The organism is Bacteroidia bacterium (genome assembly GCA_033391075.1).
Taxonomy (GTDB): domain Bacteria; phylum Bacteroidota; class Bacteroidia; order J057; family J057; genus JAWPMV01.
In genome coordinates this window covers 7279989-7302323 of the sequence record JAWPMV010000001.1, presented here as the reverse complement: position 1 = coordinate 7302323, position 22335 = coordinate 7279989, and the positions used below count along the sequence as shown (strand labels likewise).

At 43.2% G+C, this 22335-nt stretch carries 16 protein-coding genes; 14 read left to right on the top strand and 2 right to left on the bottom strand.

The genetic code is table 11. The features are described from left to right. Nucleotide 1: 1 nt before the first annotated feature. The 7 genes from R8P61_29115 to R8P61_29085 all read left to right on the top strand — a co-directional run bounded on the left by R8P61_29115 (nt 2) and on the right by R8P61_29085 (nt 11208). Nucleotides 2-2089: an adenylate/guanylate cyclase domain-containing protein gene (locus tag R8P61_29115; protein ID MDW3651174.1), complete on the top strand. Its 2088-nt coding sequence runs from the start codon at nt 2-4 to the stop codon at nt 2087-2089. Between the two features lie 19 nt (nt 2090-2108). Further along, the gene (locus R8P61_29110) at nt 2109-4499 is read left to right on the top strand and encodes an adenylate/guanylate cyclase domain-containing protein (GenBank protein ID MDW3651173.1); all 2391 of its coding nucleotides are present in this window, start codon (nt 2109-2111) and stop codon (nt 4497-4499) included. A gap of 74 nt (nt 4500-4573) precedes the next feature. Continuing rightward, nucleotides 4574-6580 carry an adenylate/guanylate cyclase domain-containing protein gene (locus R8P61_29105; protein ID MDW3651172.1) on the top strand — a complete coding sequence of 669 codons (2007 nt, stop codon included), beginning with the start codon at nt 4574-4576 and terminating at the stop codon, nt 6578-6580. Between the two features lie 175 nt (nt 6581-6755). Continuing rightward, nucleotides 6756-7391 (top strand): 3'-5' exonuclease, encoded by a 636-nt coding sequence (locus tag R8P61_29100; protein ID MDW3651171.1) that lies wholly within the window; start codon nt 6756-6758, stop codon nt 7389-7391. Between the two features lie 403 nt (nt 7392-7794). Beyond that, on the top strand, nt 7795-8526 hold the full coding sequence (locus tag R8P61_29095) for an L-type lectin-domain containing protein (GenBank protein MDW3651170.1): 732 nt from the start codon (nt 7795-7797) through the stop codon (nt 8524-8526). 88 nt (nt 8527-8614) lie between these two features. After that, nucleotides 8615-10717 (top strand): adenylate/guanylate cyclase domain-containing protein, encoded by a 2103-nt coding sequence (locus R8P61_29090; protein MDW3651169.1) that lies wholly within the window; start codon nt 8615-8617, stop codon nt 10715-10717. A gap of 38 nt (nt 10718-10755) precedes the next feature. After that, nucleotides 10756-11208 carry a GreA/GreB family elongation factor gene (locus R8P61_29085; GenBank protein ID MDW3651168.1) on the top strand — a complete coding sequence of 151 codons (453 nt, stop codon included), beginning with the start codon at nt 10756-10758 and terminating at the stop codon, nt 11206-11208. A gap of 364 nt (nt 11209-11572) precedes the next feature. On the opposite strand, the gene R8P61_29080 is transcribed toward R8P61_29085, so the two are convergent. Continuing rightward, nucleotides 11573-11941, bottom strand: coding sequence for a DUF559 domain-containing protein (locus R8P61_29080; GenBank protein ID MDW3651167.1), 369 nt, complete (start codon nt 11939-11941; stop codon nt 11573-11575). A gap of 167 nt (nt 11942-12108) precedes the next feature. After that, nucleotides 12109-14652, bottom strand: coding sequence for a zinc-dependent metalloprotease (locus R8P61_29075; protein ID MDW3651166.1), 2544 nt, complete (start codon nt 14650-14652; stop codon nt 12109-12111). Between the two features lie 453 nt (nt 14653-15105). Here R8P61_29075 and R8P61_29070 point away from each other — a divergent pair, with 453 nt between their 5' ends. The 7 genes from R8P61_29070 to R8P61_29040 all read left to right on the top strand — a co-directional run bounded on the left by R8P61_29070 (nt 15106) and on the right by R8P61_29040 (nt 22327). Further along, nucleotides 15106-15300 carry a hypothetical protein gene (locus R8P61_29070; protein ID MDW3651165.1) on the top strand — a complete coding sequence of 65 codons (195 nt, stop codon included), beginning with the start codon at nt 15106-15108 and terminating at the stop codon, nt 15298-15300. A 229-nt stretch (nt 15301-15529) separates the two neighbouring features. Beyond that, a complete protein-coding gene (locus R8P61_29065; protein MDW3651164.1) occupies nt 15530-16684 on the top strand; it encodes a hypothetical protein in 1155 nt (384 codons plus the stop codon). Between the two features lie 325 nt (nt 16685-17009). Then, nucleotides 17010-17612: an RNA polymerase sigma factor gene (locus R8P61_29060; protein ID MDW3651163.1), complete on the top strand. Its 603-nt coding sequence runs from the start codon at nt 17010-17012 to the stop codon at nt 17610-17612. Then, nucleotides 17602-18396, top strand: a complete 795-nt coding sequence (locus R8P61_29055) for a hypothetical protein (GenBank protein ID MDW3651162.1) — start codon at nt 17602-17604, stop codon at nt 18394-18396. Before R8P61_29060 ends, R8P61_29055 begins: the two co-directional genes overlap by 11 nt. Nucleotides 18397-18414: 18 nt before the next feature. Further along, complete coding sequence (locus R8P61_29050) at nt 18415-19755, top strand: hypothetical protein (GenBank protein MDW3651161.1); 1341 nt, start codon at nt 18415-18417, stop codon at nt 19753-19755. Nucleotides 19756-20029: 274 nt separating this feature from the next. Beyond that, nucleotides 20030-21334: a Gfo/Idh/MocA family oxidoreductase gene (locus tag R8P61_29045; GenBank protein MDW3651160.1), complete on the top strand. Its 1305-nt coding sequence runs from the start codon at nt 20030-20032 to the stop codon at nt 21332-21334. 54 nt (nt 21335-21388) lie between these two features. Continuing rightward, entirely contained in the window at nt 21389-22327 is a 939-nt protein-coding gene (locus R8P61_29040) for a sugar phosphate isomerase/epimerase family protein (protein MDW3651159.1), read from the top strand. Nucleotides 22328-22335: the final 8 nt, after the last annotated feature.

The following is a 22335-nucleotide window of genomic DNA, read 5'->3' as shown; positions in this document are numbered from 1 at the left end:
TATGCCCCAATCCCGACGTCTAGCTGCCATCATGTTTACCGACATTGCCGGCTATACCGCCATGATGCAGCGAAATGAAAAGGAAGGGCTGAAAAAAGTGCATCGCTTTAGCGAAGTGATGGAGGCAAATGCTTCAGCAAATAATGGTGAAATCCTCGAATTTCGAGGGGATGGTTGTCTCGCAGTTTTCAATTCCGCAGTCGAGGCCATGCATGCGGCAAAATCCATTCAGGAAAGTCTTAAAGAAGAACCCAATGTACCCTTACGCATTGGCATCCATATCGGAGATATAGTATTTACCGATGGCAATATCTACGGAGATGGCGTAAATCTGGCTTCACGTGTCGAGTCCATGGGCGTGCCGGGTTCGATCCTCGTGACGGAAAGAGTGATCCATGATGTGAAGTCTCATCCCGAATTTGAAATGGCTTCTTTGGGGAAATTTCAGTTCAAGAATGTGGAGAAGCCCATGGAGGTTTTTGCTTTGGCGAATGAGGGATTTGTGGTGCCTAAAGCTGAGCAAATGAAAGGCAAGGCTAACGCTATTGACAATCCGACTGATCAGATTTCTTATTCCAAGACGAGTATGCCGATTTTGAAATCAGCATTAGGACTAGTAATTGGAGGCTTGCTGATTTGGGGACTGGTCAATTTTCTGAATCTTGGGGATAAAAATGAAGGGGAAACTGTTTCCCATATAGAAAAGTCTATAGCCGTCCTTCCCTTCAGAAATATGAGCAATGATTCCACCCAGGAATACTTCAGTGATGGAATCAGTGAGGATATCCTGACCAATCTGGCCAGGATCAGCGATTTGAAGGTAATTGCCCGGACTTCCTCCTTTTCTTTCCGAAAGAGTGCAAAAAGCTTGACTGAAATTGCCAGAGAGCTCGGAGTGGCCCATATTCTGGAAGGCAGTGTAAGAAGGGATAAAGATAAAGTAAGGATTACGACTCAATTGGTACATGCTGAAAGTGGTTCCCTCCTTTGGGCGGAAGAGTTCAATCGGAGCATGGAGGATATCTTTGCAGTCCAACAAGAGGTTGCTCACGAAATCTCCCGAAAACTTGATGCAAAGCTTAGTTCAGAGGAATCGGAGGTTTTAAAACGAGAAATTGAACTCAATCCGGAAGCCTATCTCCTCTTTTTGAAAGCACGCAAGATTTTGACCAATGGGAATTTTTCAGAATTCGAGCACGCGAGTGAATTATTGGAAACGGCACTTAAACTGGCTCCCTCTCTCTCTACAATTTATAGCGAACTAGGTTATTACTATTTGAGTAGGGGAACCGCATTGGGAGATTTAACGCCCGGTATTGCCAAAGCAAAAGCATCTCCTTACCTGCAAAAAGCAATTTCCCTCGACACCAATAATTCTGATGCCTATGTATACCAGGCCTATTCAAGCTTATGGTTGGACTGGGACTTTGCAGGAGCTGAAAAGGCTCTTGAAAAGGCAAAAAAACATCAGGAAGAAGATTATTTTGCGTCAAGGAGTTTGTTGTATATGTATGCTGGCCAATTAGGAAAAGTAGATACACTTCTGGCCGAGCTTTCAATTATCAACCCACTTGATCCACATCTTGAAGTAATGAAAGGAATGAGTCTTTTTTACAAAAGAGATTTTCAAAAGGCAATCCAACAATTAAAGTATGCTCAATCCTTGAACATATTTGAATATGACACCTATAAATTCCTGGCAAAAATATACTTAGAACTGCATCAATACGGGGAAGCTATTCAGGTGCTCGAAAATGGACTAGAACAGATGCGAGTAAATATGAACACTCCCTATATGTTAGCTGAAAAGGCAATAGCACACTACAAAGTTGGGCAAAGAAAGGAGACAGAATTGATCATCAAACAGCTTCAGGAAAATTGGAATACAACAAAGGTTGGCAGTCCTGCATTTTTTCTTGGATTGATTTATGCAAATATTGGAGATTCGAATACTGCCTTCGAATGGCTAGAAAAATCCTACGAGGATCATGAAGTCGAAATGCTTTGGCTAAAGATGGACCCTTTGACCAAGCCTTTGCATGACGATCCCCACTATAAGAATTTGCTTGATCGCGTGGGATTTCCGTAACTTCAAACAAAACCCATCCATGCCCAAATCCCGCCGTCTTGCCGCCATCATGTTTACTGATATTGTCGGCTATACCGCTATGATGCAGCAAGACGAATCAAAGGCAGTTGTCTCACTCAACAGACACCAGAGTGTCCTCGAAGAAGAAGTGAAGATAAAACAGGGAGAGGTGCTACAGTATTATGGAGATGGAAGCTTGAGTATCTTCAATAGCGCATCTGCGGCAGCAAGCTGTGCTATGCAGATTCAGGAAAAATTGAAACAGGAGCCAAGCGTACCCTTACGTATAGGTCTGCATGTAGGGGAGATTTTTTTTGAAGGGGGTAAAGTCGTCGGTGATGGTGTGAATGTAGCTTCTCGTATCGAATCAATGGGAATAGCAGGGACGATTCTGCTCTCCCATGAGATATATAGTAAAATACGGAACCAGCCAGAATTTAAGCTGCTATCCCTGGGTTCCTTTGAATTTAAAAATGTAGAGGAAGCCGTAAGCGTATTTGCAGTGGCTAATAAGGGTTTTCCAGTTCCAAAGCGCTCAGAGCTAACAGGAAAATTCAAAACAGGCAAAAGCCCTTCCCACGACAAGAAAGGCCACTTTTTGCTTTCTTATACCTTTCTCATAAGCTTATTGATTTCGTCAATTCTCTTAGGAGGATTTATGGGTTGGTTTATTCAGCCTGATACAAGAAGGATTGTAGAAAAGCCTCTTAGGCGTACTACTATTTCCCTTCCTGAAAAAGCCTCATTGGCACTCATTGGCTCAGTGCATCATAGCATTGGGCAGCGTGCATTCGATATCTCTGCTGATGGGAAGATTATCGTCTATGTTGCTCAAACTCCTGACGGAACCCAATTGGGACTACGACCGCTGAATTCCTACGAAACCCAGCTTATCCCAGGCACAGAAGGTGCGTATTTTCCCTTTTTTTCGACAGATGGTGATTGGGTTGGATTTTATGCAAATGAGAAGCTGTACAAAGTAGCCCTTTCAGGAACACAGCCTGTAGCAATTACTGATGTAACAGATCCCTATTCAGGCATTTGGCTGGAAAATGATGAAATCGTTTTTGTAGATTATGAAGGCCAACAACTTGTCCGCATCTCTGCACATGAAGAGCAAGCCCAAAAGCTAATTATTCCCGCCAAGCTTAATACTTCTCCTTTTTCTGCAAATAAACTCTGGCTCGCCTCACTGCCTGATCCCAACCATATACTGCTTTCTAATGGTGCAAATGAAATCTATGCGATCAATCTTACTTCAGGAAAATCAACTCCTGTTCTATCTGGAGGTTCAAGCCCAAGTTATTTGACTTCCGGACATTTGATTTTTGCACAATGGGGGAGATTAATGGCCGCCAGATTTGACCCTGATCAATTGAGCCTGATCGGCTCTCCCATACCCGTTATAGAGGGTGTGCGTACTGAGTCAGTAAGAAATGGGGCTCAATATGCGGTTTCCAGAGAGGGGGATCTGTTATATGTCTCGGGTAGCTCTGTAGATAAAGGAAGCTTTGTATATATCAACCGCCAGGGAGAAGAAGTAGGAAATTTGGCTTTGCCAGCTAACCATTATTTACCTTTTATACTTGCACAGGACCAAAATCTCCTGCTTTACCAATTCCAAAAATCTTTTTTCAGTGAGGTGCATGAAATCTGGATATACGATTTGGAAAGACAAATTCCATCCTTTCTTACCAAAACAAAATTCCATACTATATTATCTCCCCAAGCTAAGTCCATTTCCTATTCAATAGAAATGGGATCTCATTGGGCAATTATCGATCAAACCTTAGATGGCACAAAGCTAGATACGCTTATCAAAAAAGACAATTATGTCTTCCCAAGTAGCTGGTCTTCCGACAAAAAATATATTGCATTTGAAAATGAAGATGTGAATGGCAATAGTATGTTAGATTTATGGGCATTGAATGTATCTGACCCACAGGCAAAACCTTTCCTTATTTCTAATTCTCCAAAAAATCAGTTTTTCCTGGACTTTTCTCCCAATGGAGAGTATGTGGTTTATGAATCAGACGAATCCGAAGGAACCTCTGAAATCTATGTACAGTCCTTCCCCAGAAATAACCAAAAAATAAAAATTTCCAACGATGGAGGCTCGGAACCTCTTTGGGTTTCCCATGGAAACGAGATCCTTTTCCGCTCCGCTGATTTTAATCAAATGATCTCTGTTGCGATAGATTGGACTAATGGTTTCCATCCGGCGAGTCCGCGAGTGCTATGGGAAGGAGAATACCTGGATATTTCAGGAAGGTCCTTCCAGGTCACGGATGATGGAGAATTATTTCTGATGAAAAAAAGTGTAGAGACCAAACACACACGATCTGAATTATTGTTAGTCGAAAACTGGATGGAGGAATTAAACCAACTATTCCCGGAAAAAGAGAAATAAAATCCTATCTATTCCCGATAAAACTTATAGTAGCTCAATTGATAAGCGATTCAATATTTTTCTATCTTTAAGCCATGCCCCAATCCCGTCGTCTTGCTGCCATCATGTTTACTGACATTGTCGGTTATACCGCTATGATGCAGCGAAATGAAAAGGAGGGACTGAAAAAAGTGCATCGATTCAGTGAAGTCATGGAGGCGCAGGCTTCGGCAAACAATGGCGAAATTCTCGAATTTCGAGGCGATGGTTGTCTGGCAGTTTTCAATTCAGCTGTCGAAGCTATGCACGCGGCCAAATCCATTCAGGAAAGTCTTAAAGAAGAACCTCAAGTTCCTTTACGCATTGGCATCCATATCGGAGACATTGTTTTCACTGAGGGCAACATCTATGGAGATGGCGTAAATCTGGCTTCCCGTGTTGAGTCTATGGGTGTGCCGGGATCGATCCTCGTTACCGAAAGAGTGATCCATGATGTCAAATCCCATCCCGAATTTGAGATGGCTTCTTTGGGCAAATTTCAGTTCAAAAATGTGGAGAAGCCCATGGAGGTTTTTGCGCTGGCCAATGAGGGATTTGTGGTGCCTCGAAAGCGGGACATGCAAGGAAAGTTGGCGAAGGGAAAAAGTAGGAGCATAGTAAAGCGATTTCCAATATTAGGTATATCCTCCTTGCTATTATTGCTGGGAATTGTTGGCTATATTTTTTGGCCAACAAAGCCAAATAGTCCTAAAGCAAGGCAGAAAGTTTCAGAAAAGCCGGTCATTGCAGTCCTCCCCTTTCGAGACCTAAGTCCGGGAAAAGATCAGGAGTATTTTTGTGATGGAACGGCTGAAGAAATCCTTAATGCTTTAGCAAGCCTTAAAGGCTTAAGCGTTCTTGGTCGGGGTTCTTCTTTTTCCTTCAAAGGCCAATCCATATCGCTGAAAGAGATTGGATCAAAATTGTCAGCTACGGTTTTGCTAGATGGCTCTATCCGTAGAACCAAAGATAAAATCCGAATTAATGTTCAATTGATAGATGCGCAAAACGAATCTACCCTTTGGACCGACCAATATGATAAGCGTCCGGGAGACATCTTTGCCATTCAGGAAGATATTGCTCATAAAATCATTGACCGTTTACAAATCACCTTACTGCCTGGAGAAAGCCAGGCCTTGCTCGCTACTCAAACAACTAATGTTCTGGCTCATGAATGGTACCTAAAGGGGCTGGAATCAGCAAATCAAGGAGCCAGAAATGCAGATAAGACCATTGAATATTATAAGAAGGCGATTGAAATTGATTCCCTTTATTATTCTGCATGGGTTGAGCTCGGGAGGGCCTATTTTTCTAAAGGGATTTATGGCGGAGGAAAGGCCTTTTATGACTTAGTGCCTCTACATTTAGAGAAAGCTATCCAATTAAACCCAAATCTTCCCACAGCATATCTTGAATATGCCCGATATCTCCTTTGGTATAAGGGGGATAAAGAAGCCGCACAATCAACATATCAAGCTGCAGTTGAAAGGGGAATAGTTGAGCCTAATGAAATACAAGCATATCTGAGCCTTTTAGCAGGGAATCCCCAAAAAGCCCTGAGTTTAGTTGAGCTAATGACGAAAAATGATCCCTTTTCTCTCAATAAGAAAATTGAATTCTCCCGCTTGAACCTGGTTACAGGAGATTTTGAAAAAGTATTAGCCATTTCGGATGACGTTTTGGAAGATAATCCCAAGCTGTCCAGTATTTTGCGGCACCGGGGAGAAGCGCTTATTCATTTGGAAAGGTATAAGGAAGCAGAAGCGATTTTTGAAGAGCTGATTTCTTTAAAAGGCTATGCAGCTTATGGTCTGGCTGCTGCAAAGTTCCATTTGGGAAAGGAAGAGGATGCCCAAAAAATTCTGGAAACCTATAAGCCCAATTTAATATCCCTGGATATTGCCAATATTTATATGGCTTTTGGAGAATCTGATTCTGCATGGGTATACCTTGACAAGGCCATTCGAGAGAAAGATTTAGGGTTTTCGTTAATTAGGAATTCGGGATTCCTAAAGCCATATTTAGATGATCCGCGCTTCCAGGAACTACTTGAAAAACTCTAATATTTTCCTGGCCCATTTTTCCCCTGCTTTCCTACGCCGCGCCAATATTCAGGTCAAAATTCCCTTCCTGTTTTGAGCGTTAATTCTACTTCATAATGTTCTATATTTAACACATACCCAATCCCAGCATCTTTCTGTATGCAGATTTCGTATATTGTTCCAGAATTGATTCTCTATGCACCATTTCCCTGAGGCATCTGCTGATACTGCCGTTATTTTTGACTTCGAAACCTCGGGCCTTTCTCCCAATTATGGAGATCGGGCCATAGAAATTGGGGCGGTACGAATCAAAGCGGGAGTTGTGGTAGATCGCTTCCAGCAATTGATGAATCCCGGCTTTCGCATCAGCGGTTTTATCGAAAGCTATACCGGCATCAGCAATGACTTGCTCAGAGATGCACCTGCCTGTGAAGAGGTCATGGAAGCCTTTGCAGATTTTATCGGAGATGACAATTTGGTCGCTCATAATGCTTCTTTTGATAAACGTTTTCTGGAAGCAGAATTGGAAAGAGTAGGCATTCATTTCAAAGGAAACATCGCCTGTTCCATGTTGCTGGCCAGACGCATCTACCAAAGAGCTCCCAATCATAAACTAGGGACACTGGTCGCCTATCGAAACATACAGGCCGAAGATGTATTTCACCGGGCTCTGGCCGACTCTGAAATGACCTCCCGACTTTGGCTGAAAATGATTGAGGACCTTCAATCTCAATACCTTCTTCCTCCCCTTTCTTTTGCGACTATGCAAAAGCTTTCCCGCACCCCAAAAAGTAAGGTTCATAGTTTTCTCAGCGGTTTTTCTTCGCAATAGATGGATTTAAGCTTTTTCCGACTTCCCTTTTTGTAAAAAAAAACTTGCTTAAACAACTTTGTCATTGCGAGCCCAAATTCTGGGCGAAGTAATCTCCTTGAACCACAAAAGCAATTGGATCGAAGGAGATTGCTTCGCCTGCATTACAGGCTCGCAATGACAGAGTTGTTAGCTTGTAGGAATTAAGTCTTCACATGAGTTTCATCCTGCAACCGGAGTACGAGCGCAGAAGAACACCTGAACACTTCCTTATCATTTCTTATTCCTTGTTTTTACTTTATTTCCCCTTCCCTTCCTTCATCAATTCCTCTTCCTGCAAAGCAGATAATTGAGCCTGATTCCACAAAATTTACTAACTTCCTATTGCCCGCCGCACACACATCCTGTCTTAACCCATTTAGCTATGAGAAGTCTGCTTTCCATCAGTTTCCTCTTACTCTCATTGGGCGTATTTGCGCAACGTCCTTTTCTGGATGATTTTACTATCAATGGCGATACCTACCTCACCGATGAGGATTGTTTTCGCCTGACAGAAGAACAACGATATTCTTCCGGTTCGATCTGGTACAAAAAACCTGTAAGCCTCCTAGAACCCTTTGCTGTTGAACTTTCGATTATGCTCGGATGTCAGGACGAGCTGGGGGCAGATGGTATGGTATTTCTCTTTTGTCCGCAAGGAAATGTGCTGGGATATGTGGGCGAAGGTATCGGTTTCTCCGGATTGCGACCCTCCGTAGGCATCGAGATCGATACCTGGCTCAATTATCACCTCAATGATCCGGATGAAGACCACCTTAGCATCATGCTCAATGGACGCGTGGGACATTTCAATGACCTCGCAGGCCCCAATACCATCCCCAATATCGAGGACTGCACCCGCCACAGCTTTTGGGTGCTTTGGAATCCACAGGAACAGAAACTTTCAGTTGAGATAGATCACAAAGAAGTGATTTCGGCTCAGGTGGATCTTTTGAATGATGTTTTTGGCGGAAATGAATTGGTGTATTGGGGTATGACGGCGGCCACCGGTAGGTACTACAACATCCATGAGGTCTGTTTTGACCGACTCAGTGAAGGCCCCAAAGTCACAGAACCCAATCCCAGATGGAGGACAGAAGTTCATAAAGATCGATAGTCCTTTCATTCATTTTCTCCCTACCTTTGCAACCTCTTACTATAAACTTTCATCGTTATAGAAAGGAATACATGCCATTCACGTCATTATGAATCGCTTACTCAGTTGGGGACTCCTCTTTTTCCTATTCTTTTCAATAGGCTTGTCGCTTCATGCCCAGGTCGCATTGAAAGCAGGAGAAGAAGTCATATACCTGAATAAGCATGTCCAAATTCTCACGGACAAAGAGAATAAGCTGGAGATTGAAGAGGCGAAAAATCATTCTTCTTATCAAGCTTTATCCGAACTCTCCCTTCCCCTATCTCCGGATTATACCTATTGGCTGAAAGTAGAACTGTCCAACCCAGGGGATCAGCATACAGATTGGATGCTCTTTAATGAGGCCATGGGAATGGCTACTTTATATCTCATCGATTCCATTGGGAATGAGAGCGTATTTCATTCGGGGAGAAATATGCCAGGCAGAATGAAGGAAGTAAATGAGGGAGATTTTATTCATTTTCCCTTATACCTCAAAGCACATAGTTCTCAGACCTTGTACCTGAAACTTTGGGAAATAGACCATCAGGCCATACCGGTCAATCTTAAGCTCTATGATATGCTTAAGTGGAAAGATGATGATCATATTCCCCTGGAAAATACGATTCTGGTTTTTCTGGGAATTTTCGGGATAATGTGTCTCTACAATCTGGTACTTTTTATTACGGTTCGTTTTAAGGCCTATCTCTTTTATGCCCTCTATCTGCTTTGTGTGGGGACATTTGTTCTCTTTGCGGTGGGGCCCATGACTTATCCCTCTTTTGGAGATCCTCGCTATTTGGTACCCATCGGTCATCTGGCTTTTTCGGCCATCAATATCTTCTATTACCTTTTCGGCAAAAGCTTTCTTGATCTCAAAAATCTCTTGCCCAAATGGGACCGAATTCTCAGCTGGGTGATTATCATTAAGAGTGGATTTCTAATCGTCACACAAACGATCTTTTACACCAGCTTCAATATCCCCTTAGGATTGGGCATCGAATTTGGCCTTTTGCTGCTGGATGTCATCCTCAACCTCATTTTTTTCGTGGCTTTGACGCGGACCAAAGATCGCCTGGCCTTTTATTTCATTGGAGGATCCGGAAGCGTAATTGTATTGGGGTTAAGTTTGGCAGTGCTCGGACATATTTTCGAGCTTTCCTATACCTTTATGATCTTCCTTTCTACCATAGTCGTTGAGATCATCTTCTTTTCATTGGGACTGGGATATAGAATCAGAAAGACAGAGCAGGAGAAAGTGGATGCAGAAAGAGAAAAACGGATCGCTCAGGAAGCCCTCAATGAAAAACTTTCCAGCCTCAATGTAGCCTTCAAACGCTTTGTTCCGCATGAGTTTATCAAGTCTTTGGGACATACCAATGTGCTGGATGTAAATCTGGGTGATGGAGTGGAAAAGGAAGTCACTGTCCTTTTTTCAGATATCAGAGATTATACAAGCCTATCTGAGAAAATGACGCCCAAAGAAAATTTTGACTTCCTCAACACCTATTTAGGCAGAATGGGCCCGGCCATTCAAAAACATAATGGCTTTGTTAATCAGTATTATGGGGATGGAATCATGGCATTATTCCCGGAAAAAGCAGAAGATGCTTTGCTCGCTGCTCGGGAGATGCTGCAAACCCTTGAGGAATTCAATGAAAGTCGAGAAGAAGCCTTAAGGATCGGAATCGGCTTACATACCGGTCAGCTTATGATGGGCGTGATCGGAGATGCAGATCGAATGGATGCTAGCGTAGTGGCCGATACCGTAAATACAGCCTCTCGCATGGAGGGCTTGACCAAGCATTATGGAACTTCTATTGTCCTATCAGAACAGACGCTTTCCGGGGTAGAAGAGCCTGATGATTACTTGGTGAGGTTTCTGGGTAAAGTTCAGGTGAAAGGCCGCAAGGAAGCAGTAAATGTTCATGAGAGCAAATCCTGGTTGGCAGCATCAGAAAAGGAGAAATTTCTCAACCTCAGCCGAACTTTTCAGGAAGCGATGACCGCCTATTATGAACAGAATTTTGTGTTGGCTATTCAGGCCTTTAAAGAAGTCCTTTCCCTCAATCCCGAAGACAAAGCCAGTAAGCTCTACCTCTCTCGCGCCCTTTCTTTGAGCAAAGAAGGCGTTCCCCTCAATTGGTCGGGAGTGGAGATGATGCAGAAATAAGGAATCTTCTGTATCATTGTATTTAGCTGAAAATTCAGATGCTTTCACTTAAACAACATATACATCAACAGTGCCTGCAGGTTTTAGCAGATAAGGTAGATCGGATCCAGAAATATGTGGCCGAGCTTCAGGCGGCAAATAGTGAGGATACCAAAAGTAGCGCGGGAGATAAATTTGAGACTTCGCGTGAAATGAATAAGCGGGAGATTGACAAAAACAATTTACTGTTGAGGCAATTGAACCAAATGAAAGTCTTGCTGAGAAAATGTGAGCCGGGGAAGAATCAGGAGGAAATTGTGCTGGGCAGTCTGGTAAAAAGCAATGAAAATCTCTATTACTTTTCTGTTCCACTAGGAAAGGTAGAGTTTGAAGGAAATTCATGTTTCGTATTATCACTTGCCTCTCCCCTCGGAAAGGCTCTTCTCGGGAAAAAAGCCGGAGAAAGCATCAGCTTTATGAATAGGGAGATCGAGATTTTGGAGGTGATTTGACCCCTTCGCACGAGCCCCATTCCCCTCAGGATGGGAATGCGCGGCAGGCCAATCCCAGGATTTGATGTATTGAGGAAGCTTGAGGTTTTTAGAGATTATTTGACTCCTTTGCACGAGCCCCATTCCCCTCAGGATGGGAATGCGCAGCAGGCCAATCCCAGGATTTAATGTGTTGAGGAATCTTGAGGTTTTTGGAGATTATTTGACTCCTTTGTACGAGCTCTATTCCTCTCAGGATGGGAATGCGCGGCAGGCCAATCCCAGGATTTGATGTGTTGAGGAATCTTGAGGTTCTTGGAGATTATTTGACTCCTTTGCATAGGACTCATTCCCCTCAGGATGGAAATGCGCGGCAGGCCGATTCCTAAGAATCGATGAATGTGGATAGTCGTTTTTTCACTCCTTCCCAAGAATACAAAACCTCTTCATTCTTAAATCGCAGAATTTGAAAGCCTAAGCTCTCCAAAATGCTTTCCCTACGTGCATCGTACGCTATCTGTTTCTCATGAATCTTACCATCAATCTCAATAATGAGCTCCAGTTCATGGCAATAGAAGTCAACAATAAAATATGCTCTTCCTCCTTCTTCCAAGCCATATCCTATAACAAACTGCCGATTAAACTTCAACTTCCTAAACCTCCTATTCCTCACCTTTTCCCAAAAAACAGCCTCTGCTCGAGTTTGCCTCTTCCTCAATTCCCTGGCCAACTTCTTAATACTTTTATAATCCATAAAACCCTTTCCCCCATAAGACCCCACACTCAACTCTCATAACAACATCCGCATCCAAATATCCACCCCTCTCTTCCTAAGAGAGGGGACGGGGGTGAGTTCCCCGAGGCTCACAAAAAAAGCCGGAGTCCTTACGGACCCCGGCAGATATTTCAATAAGTAATTATCTAGTCTTTATCTGGGTTCAGTACAGCTTCAATTCTTTCCCCCATATCTTGTAAATGATAACGGGTCATAGAATCAGAAGTTCTCCTGACTGCACGGCTTACTTGTCCTTGAAGAATACGTAATTCAGCACGAACTACCGGACGAATATCAGAGGTACTCACATCAACATTGGTACGTCTAACGAAAGCACGGAATTGCGGAGGAATAGGAGTTTGTTCTCTGGTCATCAGCGACTCCAGTTGCTCAACATGTGCACGCTGAAGATTACGTCTGTAAGTATCTATCGATTCACCTGTTCTCAACTCGGACCAGATACCTCCACGCAGATCCTTGAATAGATCGATCATGGTGTAGTTGCTGTTTCCGTTATTGGCTTCTGATTCGATCAGGCGAGCCAAACGACCCGGATCCAGCAAGCTTCTCAAAGCACCTTTCTGGATATTGGTGATACGTTCAACAGAACCTGCATTTTCAAACTTCTTGGTAAGATTGTCGCGAATGATCCAGCTAGGCGTTTCGAAGAGTTCTTCATTCAGGAATTTTACCGCACGCGCTTGCTTCTCTTTCGGCACAAATTCATAGACAGCACCATCTTGTTCAGAGGTCTTATAGAATTCATACACTCCTCCTACATTATTGGCAACATGGCCCATATAACGACGCCATTGGCCATATATATTATTATATAGCTCTCTCATATCTGAATAGTCTTCTCCGGGAGTAGTTGACCACTCTTCCAGATTGTCCAGGATACGATTCAGGTTTGCGATACCATATGTACTGGCTTTCATCGCATCATCTCCCAAATCTTCAGTCTGAGAACTAGGATCAGTACCTGCACGACCAAAGCGGTATAGTCTATCTCCGGCATGAGAAATAATCCATTTATTCAAGGTAGCTCTTTCTTCTTCCGCAGAATTTGCACTGGGGATAGGCTTGTATCCCCACTCGATGGACCACAAGTCATAGGTACCGATATCAGGGAAAATGCTGGTTACTCCATCACCCGGTTGAGCAACATAGTTGAAACGTGCATAGTCCATGATACTGGGAGCGGTATTCATTTTATCGGTGAAAGTTTTGCTTCTCAGGGAGTCAACAGGATAAGCAGAACTTGATCCCATATTGTGAGGAAGTCCGAGGGTATGTCCTACCTCATGGGCAGCAACAAATCGAACCAGTCTTCCCATAAACTCATCTGTGAATTTTGCTTTACGCGTATCTTCACTGATTGCAGCAGTCTGTACAAATCCCCAGTTTCTGAGAAGGTTGAGGATGTTGTGGTACCACATGATATCAGATTCCAGGATTTCTCCGGTACGTGGGTCATGAACGTGTGGTCCCTGTGCATTCTGAATCTCGGTAGTGATATAGCGAATCACAGAATAACGTACATCTTCAGGGCTCCAATCCGGATCTTCTTCTTTTGTAGGAGGATCTTTGGCAATGATGGCATTTTTGAAGCCAGCTTGCTCGAAAGCCTGCTGCCAATCTTCAACCCCCTGCTTAAGGTAAGGACGCCATTTTTCAGGAGTCGCAGGATCGATATAATATACAATAGGCTTTATAGGTTCTACCAATTCTCCTCTATTAAAGGCAGCCATATCCTTAGGCTCCAGTCTCCAACGAGTAATGAAAGTCTGCCTGGCAGCTTTTTGCTTATCAGAACTATAGTTCAGTTGAGATAGGGAGAAATATCCAACACGGGCATCACTTAGGCGAGGCTGCATCGGCTTCTCAGGAAGCAAAATGAAGGATTGGTTCATTTCTACCGTTAACAGGTCAGTTTGTGTCCCGGTGGGAACATCAGAAGCACGATAGGTGAGGATGTGTCTTACCTCAGTATTCTGAGGGAAACTTTTCATCCAGTTGATCATACTGGTTCTGGGATCAAGACCTTTCACCTTGAACCTTCTTCTTTGGCCATCATTCAAAGCACCAATCATGGCGATATCTTTTTCAAAGAGATCATTTACTTCGAAAACATATGCACTGGAATCTTTTGAATAAGCTTTAATAGGAAAAGCGGCTACGATAGGTTCAAAGTTGTTATTTCGAACAGACTCATACACCGGCTCATCTAAATCCGCCACACTGGAATAGGAAACAGAACGAAGCAACATCTTGTTGTTTTTCTTTTCCCAGCGGATCACCTGCTGTGGGCGGGTTTTTTGACCAGCTCCTCCAAAACTAAATCCATTTACTGTACCGGAAATACGACTAACTACCAGAATCTCTTTTCCTAAAATATCCTTAGGGATTTCGAAGTAGTACTTTCCATTAAGCTCATGAATAGTAAAAAGTCCTTCGTCAGTATTAGCGTGGTTAGGAATAACTTTGGAAAAAGCCATGATGCTATCCTTACGGGCAGAAGGCTTTTTCTTAGGAGGTTTGGGCTTTGAAGGAACAGTAACTGCCGTCTGTTCTCCTTTCTTTTTCTTCTTTTTCTTTTTGGATTGGGCATTAAGAGGTTGTGCAAATAGCCCAAGACATAGAATGGCAATCAGGAATTTCATCCAGGTTGCTTCGAGTAAGTGCTTCATTAGGATTGATTTAGATTAGAATCGTTAGAATTACATTTCGAAAATACGCAATGTTTTTCTGCTAAAAGTAGTCTGGCTTACCTTCTTCGATATATTATAGGACAAGTACTATGTAAGCAGCTTTTTTATAGGCAAAAGGGAAAGCCGTGTTCTCGTGTTCTTGTGCGCAAGGGTTATTGTTACGCTTTTTAATTATGCCTGTTTTCTCAACAACTTTGCTGTAGAAGCCAATTCGTGGATGTTTTGTGGTAATGTAGTGTGGTAGTTTAGTTTTGAAACACCTCTCCCTTCAAAAACACCTGAACACTAGAACCCCAGAACACCTGAACACACTAAGCCACCCCTACCAACCACTCAAAATCTCCTACCAGCTAATCATTTACCTATAATACATTAAAAGACTTCCTGCATCTTGTGGACATAAACAACAACAAACAATTTAACAACAAACAGATGAAAGTATTAGCACATGCAATCGCCCGCGAAGAAAAGAAGGAAGTTCAGGCCATCAATCAAATGGAAAACTCTATGCAGATGAGCGAAGCAACTTCCAGCAGACCTGACTACACAGAAATGATGATTGAGGTACAAAAGATCGGAGATCCGGTCAGTTTCGAATCCCTCAAGGATTTCTACAACATCGAATGATAAGGTAGCCTAAGAAAAATGCATATTTAAACGCCTTAACTTGCAGGGATGATCATCAGATTGTCCCTGTTTTTTCATGAGTCTTCCGTAAATTTCGTAGTTTCCCTTTTGAAATTGATACACGAATTCGAACTATTCTGGCACGTATACTCAATTCCTTAAACGAACTGCAACGTCACACACAAAAACGGGGTACACCCCATCATAACCACCATTTAAGACAATTGCTATGAAACAGATTGTACCCTTTATCCTCTTGTTCTTATTAGGCTCTTCTTTTGTTGGATGCAAAAGCACCAAGAAAGCTTACGAAAAAGGCGAATATCGGACAGCTGTTCTGAATTCCATTGAACGCCTTCGGAAGAATCCCAGCAACAAAAAGTCTATTGAGACCCTAAAACTGGCTTATCCAGAGTACCTGGCTTATATAAAAGAGCAGATCAGAAACGATAAGCTTAGTAATGCCCCCTACCGTTGGGAAGATGTTATGGATCACTATGCAAGCTTGAATCGTGTGCATAAAGAAATCCAACGCTCTCCCGCAGCCAAGTCAGTGATTCGCAATGCTGAATCTTTCTACCCTGAGTATGAAGATGCAAAACTGAAAGCAGCAGAAGTACGCTACGCCCTGGGCCAGGATGCCCTGGATGCTGGCAGAGAGGGAGACAGACAAGCCGCAAAAGATGCTTTCTACCAGTTTGAAAGAACACTTCGTCTGCAAGACAATTACCGCAGAGCTGAGAGTTTGATCGAAGAAGCACGTGAATTAGCTACCGTAACGGTACAAATTGCTCCGATCCCCATGCACTCACGCATGTTTGAAATCAGCAATGAATTCTTTGAAAATCAGTTGTCTGCTTTTATCCGCGACAATCCAGGAGGACCTTTTGTTCGCTTTATTACCCCGGATAATTATGGACGCAGAGGAGTAGATGCAGACCATATCCTTCGTATGCGCTTCGATGACTTTGTAGTAGGTCAGGCTTATGTAAAGGAAAGAATCGTTGAACGAGTGAAGGAAGATGTAAAAATCGGCGAAGTAGAAGTTGCAGAAGACTCAGTTGTAGATGTCCTTGGTACCGTAAAAGCCAGTGTACACATCTTTGAAAAAGAAGTTTCTTCCAGTGGATTGCTGGATGTGAGAATAGAAAGCTATGATGGTTCATTGATCGACCAGGAGAAATTCGCAGGAACCTTTGTTTACGAAGATGTATGGGGATTCTTCAATGGAGATGAAAGAGCCCTGGATAGTGAAGACAGAAGATGTGTAAAGAAACGTGGACCAGCTCCTGATCCTCTGCCACAAGATTTATTCGTAGAGTTTACCAAACCAATATTTGACCAGGTAAGCCGTTATATAAATAGATATTACGCAGCATATTAGCGTATGAGAGTGAGCGCGTGTTAGGGTGTTAGCGTTTATTTCAACAACACTAATACACTAACACCCAAACACGCAAGCTCGTTTAAGAAACCCTTTTAATTCACACCAAACTAGAAATGGCGCCGGACTTTGTCCGGTGCTTTTTTGTTATGGGGAGGTGTTGGTGTGTTGGGGTTGAGAAGTGTTTTAGTTGTTAGTATCTTAATATAATCCAAGCACTACAACACTGCCGAACCATAACACTTTCAATTTTTTTCCTCTCCACTCAAACTTTTTTTCAAGTACCTGCATCCAATAAGTAAATCGACGCTACGAAGATATTCTCATGGAGCAACTGATAGCTCAAGTCAAAAAAGGTTCACAGACAGCTTTCAAAGAGCTGATGCAGGATTGGTACCCCCATGTTTACCAGTTTGCCTGGAAATACTTTGCAGGAGGAAGCCGAACAGAAAATCCGCACAATCCAGCTGAGGAAGTTGCTCAAAGAACTTTTATATCAGTCCATAAGAATATCGAGAAGCTACGCGATCCATCGAGATTCAAATCCTGGCTCTTCCGAATAGCAGCAAATTATTGTTACGAAGAAGACCGCAGAAACAAAACCCGCGATACCCGCTATATCCGGGAATACGATGCAGAGGATTCAGAATTGAAGCAGATGGAGAGCACCTACACAGGGCCGTATCGCCATACATTGCGAAAGGATATTTCACACTGGGTGTTACGGGCATTGGATCAGTTGGCGCCGGAGCAAAGAGCCGTTTTAATCCTCAAAGAATACCAGGGATTGAAATTCAGAGAAATAGCGGAAGCTCTTGAGATATCCGAGAATACAGCCAAATCGAGATTGTACGCAGGCCTGCAACATATGCGCCTGTATTTGGAAAGAAAACAGATTACACAAGATAGTTTACGATATGACTTTTAAACCGAGTCCGGAGGCATGGATGAGTTTTCTCTACGGGGAAATGGAGGGGAAAGAAGCGGAGCAGATGAAACAGTACCTGAAGGAAAATCCCGAGGCACAAGCCGAATGGGAAGCCCTGCAGCGCACCCGTGAATTGATGCAAGAGGTACCCAATCCCAAAACACCTCCTATGCCCAATATCATTATTCAGGAGAAAAGCCCTGTAAAATGGTTCCAGAATCGCTGGCTACATGCAGCAGCTGCAGGTATAGCCTTGATGATATCGGCCAAATTGATTGGAGTCCAGGTTAGTTTCAAAGAAAAGACCTTTAGTATACAATTTGGAGCTCCCCTTCCTACAGGAAATGAAGAAGAACTCAAAGACAAAATTGCTATGCTGGAAATGCAAAATGATATGCTCCTACAAAGCAATCAAAGTGACTCTCTCTTTCAGGCAGTCTATCAATTGGGCACTTCTTTAGAAAAGCTCGAAAGCCGACAAGAACAGCTGGCCAGAAGAAATACAGCTCCCGGAATGAGCGAGACACAATTGGCTCAACTGAAAACAGATATTGGAGATGCGAATTATGAGATGGTCGTCAATATGCTGAGTCAGACCCAGCAATACCAGCAAGCTTATACAGAACAATTGCTGACGGACTTCTCTCAATTTCTTGAACAACAAAGGCAACAGGACCTCAAACTTATGGAAGTTGCTTTCAATCATATCATAGAACAAAACGACATACAGCAGGAAGAAACCAAATACCTGCTTACCGAGCTTAGAGCTCAATTAGGAGATTAACAGAAAAACTTCAGAACAATGAATAGACTAATAAAAATGAGCAGAACAGGAATCCTTTCTCTCATCATGCTAGCTTTTGTCTCACTGCAGCCGATGCAAGCTCAGGACAAAGATTCCAGGATGGAAGAAAATCTCAAGATGATGGAAAAGGTATTGAATGAGGTATTCCGTAGCGGTAATCCCAATACAGACCAACTCAATGTCCGGACCAGCAGCACAGATGCACAGTACATCGAAGGCTTTGGAATCCTTATGCGGACTCCCCTATTCTACTGGAATAGCTCAAATTTCATCAGCTTGAATGGCAGAGCCTGGAGCGGGCAGAACGTTTACATCAGGCAAAATGGTGAAGTAAAAAAATCGGAAGATGCAGTTGCCCCAGATGCTGATACAGATTCAGATTCAGATTCAGACAAAATGTCTCAGGACGAAATCGACCAGAGCAAGATCGACTTGATGACCTATTTTCTTCAGAACTATGGGGACCTGGCCAGCGAGCTACCCAAAAATGAGAAGATCATGTTGATCTATGGAAATAAAAATAGTAGAAGTAGCAGCAGAGCTCGGGTCGCAAGCGTAACAGTTACCGGAAGACTGAGCACAACAACGAAAAATGAACGCAAACCTGGTACTATAACCGTCAGTGTTTCCAAAAATGATGTAGATAGATTCAGGAGCAAAGATCTCTCTGAAGATGGATTCAAAAAAGCCCTGAGCATTGAGAACTTGCCGGCAGATGATAAAAAAAGAATGTCCTATCAAATCCTGGGTCAAATCCTTCAGGATGTAGTTTCTGAATACAGGGTAAGTCCCACTTTGAACAATCAGGAAAATGAGATCGTAGGACAATATGCCATTGGATTGACCGGAAGCTCGCGCGCAAACGTCAATTATGAAATTCTATCTGGCTATGGGGCCGTTTATAACCTTGATGTAAAAAGTTCCATACTAGGATTTCATTCAAGCCGAAATAAGGGCAAAGGTTCTGTGGTAATCGTTGATGGAAAGAAGATCGAAGCGGGCGGACATGATAAAATTGTAGATAGCGTTTATCAGGCTTTGGTTCCCGCAGTCCAGAAGGCGATGATTGAATATGGACGCACCCTCAGAGATTTGGGGACTGACGAATGGCTTTCAGTAAAGATTGGTATTCCCGGCTGTAACGCATGTGAGGCCCCTTCTTCTGTCGAAATCAATGTCCCGCAAAAAGTGCTGGAGGCTTATGATACCCGAAGCATTAGCCTGGATACAGCCATCAGCAGAATGGATGTAAAAGGGAAAGGACAAGCAAAAGATAAATCTCGTTCTTCCAACTATCTCTACTTTGGAGATGATTGGGATCATGACGAAGACGAATAGATATCGAACCTATTACGTTTCATTCACAAACAAGCGTAAGAATTGACGCGAGGACGAAAGTTCTCGCGTTTTTTTCATTTTAAAATCTTATATTTGCAAGTGTGCACGTGCACATAGATGTTTTTCATTGTACTTTGCCTTTCCCCGCCCCCGTTCTTTTCTCAAAAATGCAACCTGGATTTTGATCCTGACAGCCTCTGTATATAAAGACTTTTATTGCAGTCCAGTCAATCTTTTAATAGTTTAGGTAATAAAATGTATATAACTGACTAACATGGAACCAAATAAAGTAACCACTACTCGTAGGAATTTCCTCAAAAAGGCAGGCGTTGCCACAGCGGCAACAGGTTTATCTGTCAACATTGCACTCGGACGATCTTCCAGATTTGAAATGAATAGTGAAACCCTGAAAGTAGGCCTCGTCGGATGTGGGGGTCGCGGTTCAGGGGCAGCCAATCAGGCCCTTAATGCCGATCCCAATGTAGTTCTCTGGGCCATGGCAGATATTTTCCCTGACCGGATGGAAAGCTCTCTCAAAAACCTGACAGAAGCTCACCCGGATAAGGTAAAAGTAGATGAAGGAAGACAGTTCATAGGATTTGATGGATATAAAAAACTCCTGGAATCAGGGGTAGATGTAGTACTCCTCGCTACTCCTCCAGCCTTCCGTCCAGATCATCTCAGAGCCTGTATTGATGCAGACAAACATGTATTCTGTGAAAAACCCATGGCTGTTGATGCTGCAGGAGTAAGAAAAGTGATTAAGGTAATTGATGCTGCCGAACAAAAAGGCCTTTCCCTTATGTCTGGCTTTTGCTGGAGATATCACGAACCAAAAAGAGAGACTTTCTCTCGTATCCTCGATGGAAGCATTGGAGACATCAAAGCCATTTACAATACCTATAATACCGGATACCTTTGGGAAAAACCCCGTAAGGAAGGCTGGTCTGAGATGGAGAATAAGCTTCGCAACTGGATTTACTACAACTGGTTGAGTGGAGACCATATTGCAGAGCAAGCGATTCATAGTTTGGATATGATGTCATGGGCTTTGGGAGATGTTACTCCCAAGCAAGTAAGCGGTACCGGTGGACGCCAGCGCAGAATCGAAGATAAATACGGAAATGTATACGATCACTTTGCCCTTGTATATGAGTATGAAAATGGAGCCAAAGGCTTCCATTTCTCCCGACAGCAAAAAGATACTGATAGAGCCTATCATGTAGAAATGTTGGGGACCAAAGGACATGCAGTCGCAGATTGTATCCGTCGTAAACATGAGATTGTAGGTACTGAAACCTGGAAATACAGAGGACAGTCCAACAATATGTACCAAACAGAGCATGATGAGCTTTTTGCAGCCATCAGAAAAGGAGAGCAAATCCTGGATAAATATATGGCCAATAGTACCCTGCTCGCCATTATCGGCCGCATGGTAGCTTATACCGGCAAAACGATTACCTGGGAACAAGCCCTCAATTCTGAAGAAGTACTGGGACCAAACATCAACCAGTACAACTGGGAATTTGACTGGCCGACAGCAGAAGTTGCCAAGCCAGGTTTAACTGAGTTTAGATAAGATTAGCATATAGCCTGCGGCTTATGGTCGCAGGCTAATTTTACTACTACTACTATGGATCGAAAATCTTTCCTCAAACAGGCTGCCCTGGGATTGGGTTCAGCCAGTCTTCTGCTTAATTCCTGCCAGACAGCTCAAGCAGAAAAAGCCTCCGAAAATTCTACAACTGAAATGCCTGTAAAGGCAGGAAAAGGCCTTACCAAAAAGAGCCTGAAATGGGGAATGATCCAGGAGGAAATCTCCGTCATGGAAAAATTCAAACTGGTCAAAGAACTGGGCTTTGATGGAATAGAGCTGGACAGTCCCAATGATTTGGATGAAGTAGAAGTTTTGGAAGCGAAGGAAGCCAGCGGCCTGGAAATCCCCGGTGTGGTGAATTCTGTCCATTGGAAAAAACCTTTATCACATCCGGATGCTGCTGTACGGGCCGAATGTGCTGCCTCTATGGAAACTGCCCTTAAGGCCTGTAAAAGGTATGGAGGGACTACGGTTTTGCTGGTTGCGGGAGTGGTGAATGATGATATTTCTTATGCTGATGCCTACAAACGCTCTCAGGATGAGATCAGAAAACTCTTACCCATAGCCAAAGAAACCGGAATTAAGATTGCGATAGAAAACGTTTGGAACAATTTCCTGATCAGCCCGGTAGAAGCTGCTCGCTATATCGACGAATTTGAAAGCGACATGATCGGCTGGTATTTTGATGTGGGTAATATCGTTCGTTATGGATGGCCCCATCATTGGGTGGAAGCTTTGGGACACCGAATCATGAAGGTGGATATCAAAGAATATAGCCGGAAGAAACAAACCGATGAAGGAATCTGGAAAGGTTTCAATGTCGAATTGGGAGAAGGAAATAGCGATTGGGAAAAGGTAAATGCCGCACTCAAGAAAGTGGGGTATACAGGATGGGGATCTGCCGAAATGCGCGGAGGAGATCGCGAGAGACTGGCTGACATTTCCCGCCGAATGGATGATGTGTATAGCCGTTAATTAGCCTT

Coding starts and splice junctions, on each gene's coding strand:
- R8P61_29115 (MDW3651174.1), top strand. CDS start 2: ATGCCCCAATCCCGACGTCTAGCTGCCATCATGTTTACCGACATTGCC.
- R8P61_29110 (MDW3651173.1), top strand. CDS start 2,109: ATGCCCAAATCCCGCCGTCTTGCCGCCATCATGTTTACTGATATTGTC.
- R8P61_29105 (MDW3651172.1), top strand. CDS start 4,574: ATGCCCCAATCCCGTCGTCTTGCTGCCATCATGTTTACTGACATTGTC.
- R8P61_29100 (MDW3651171.1), top strand. CDS start 6,756: ATGCACCATTTCCCTGAGGCATCTGCTGATACTGCCGTTATTTTTGAC.
- R8P61_29095 (MDW3651170.1), top strand. CDS start 7,795: ATGAGAAGTCTGCTTTCCATCAGTTTCCTCTTACTCTCATTGGGCGTA.
- R8P61_29090 (MDW3651169.1), top strand. CDS start 8,615: ATGAATCGCTTACTCAGTTGGGGACTCCTCTTTTTCCTATTCTTTTCA.
- R8P61_29085 (MDW3651168.1), top strand. CDS start 10,756: ATGCTTTCACTTAAACAACATATACATCAACAGTGCCTGCAGGTTTTA.
- R8P61_29080 (MDW3651167.1), bottom strand. CDS start 11,941: ATGGATTATAAAAGTATTAAGAAGTTGGCCAGGGAATTGAGGAAGAGG.
- R8P61_29075 (MDW3651166.1), bottom strand. CDS start 14,652: ATGAAGCACTTACTCGAAGCAACCTGGATGAAATTCCTGATTGCCATT.
- R8P61_29070 (MDW3651165.1), top strand. CDS start 15,106: ATGAAAGTATTAGCACATGCAATCGCCCGCGAAGAAAAGAAGGAAGTT.
- R8P61_29065 (MDW3651164.1), top strand. CDS start 15,530: ATGAAACAGATTGTACCCTTTATCCTCTTGTTCTTATTAGGCTCTTCT.
- R8P61_29060 (MDW3651163.1), top strand. CDS start 17,010: ATGGAGCAACTGATAGCTCAAGTCAAAAAAGGTTCACAGACAGCTTTC.
- R8P61_29055 (MDW3651162.1), top strand. CDS start 17,602: ATGACTTTTAAACCGAGTCCGGAGGCATGGATGAGTTTTCTCTACGGG.
- R8P61_29050 (MDW3651161.1), top strand. CDS start 18,415: ATGAATAGACTAATAAAAATGAGCAGAACAGGAATCCTTTCTCTCATC.
- R8P61_29045 (MDW3651160.1), top strand. CDS start 20,030: ATGGAACCAAATAAAGTAACCACTACTCGTAGGAATTTCCTCAAAAAG.
- R8P61_29040 (MDW3651159.1), top strand. CDS start 21,389: ATGGATCGAAAATCTTTCCTCAAACAGGCTGCCCTGGGATTGGGTTCA.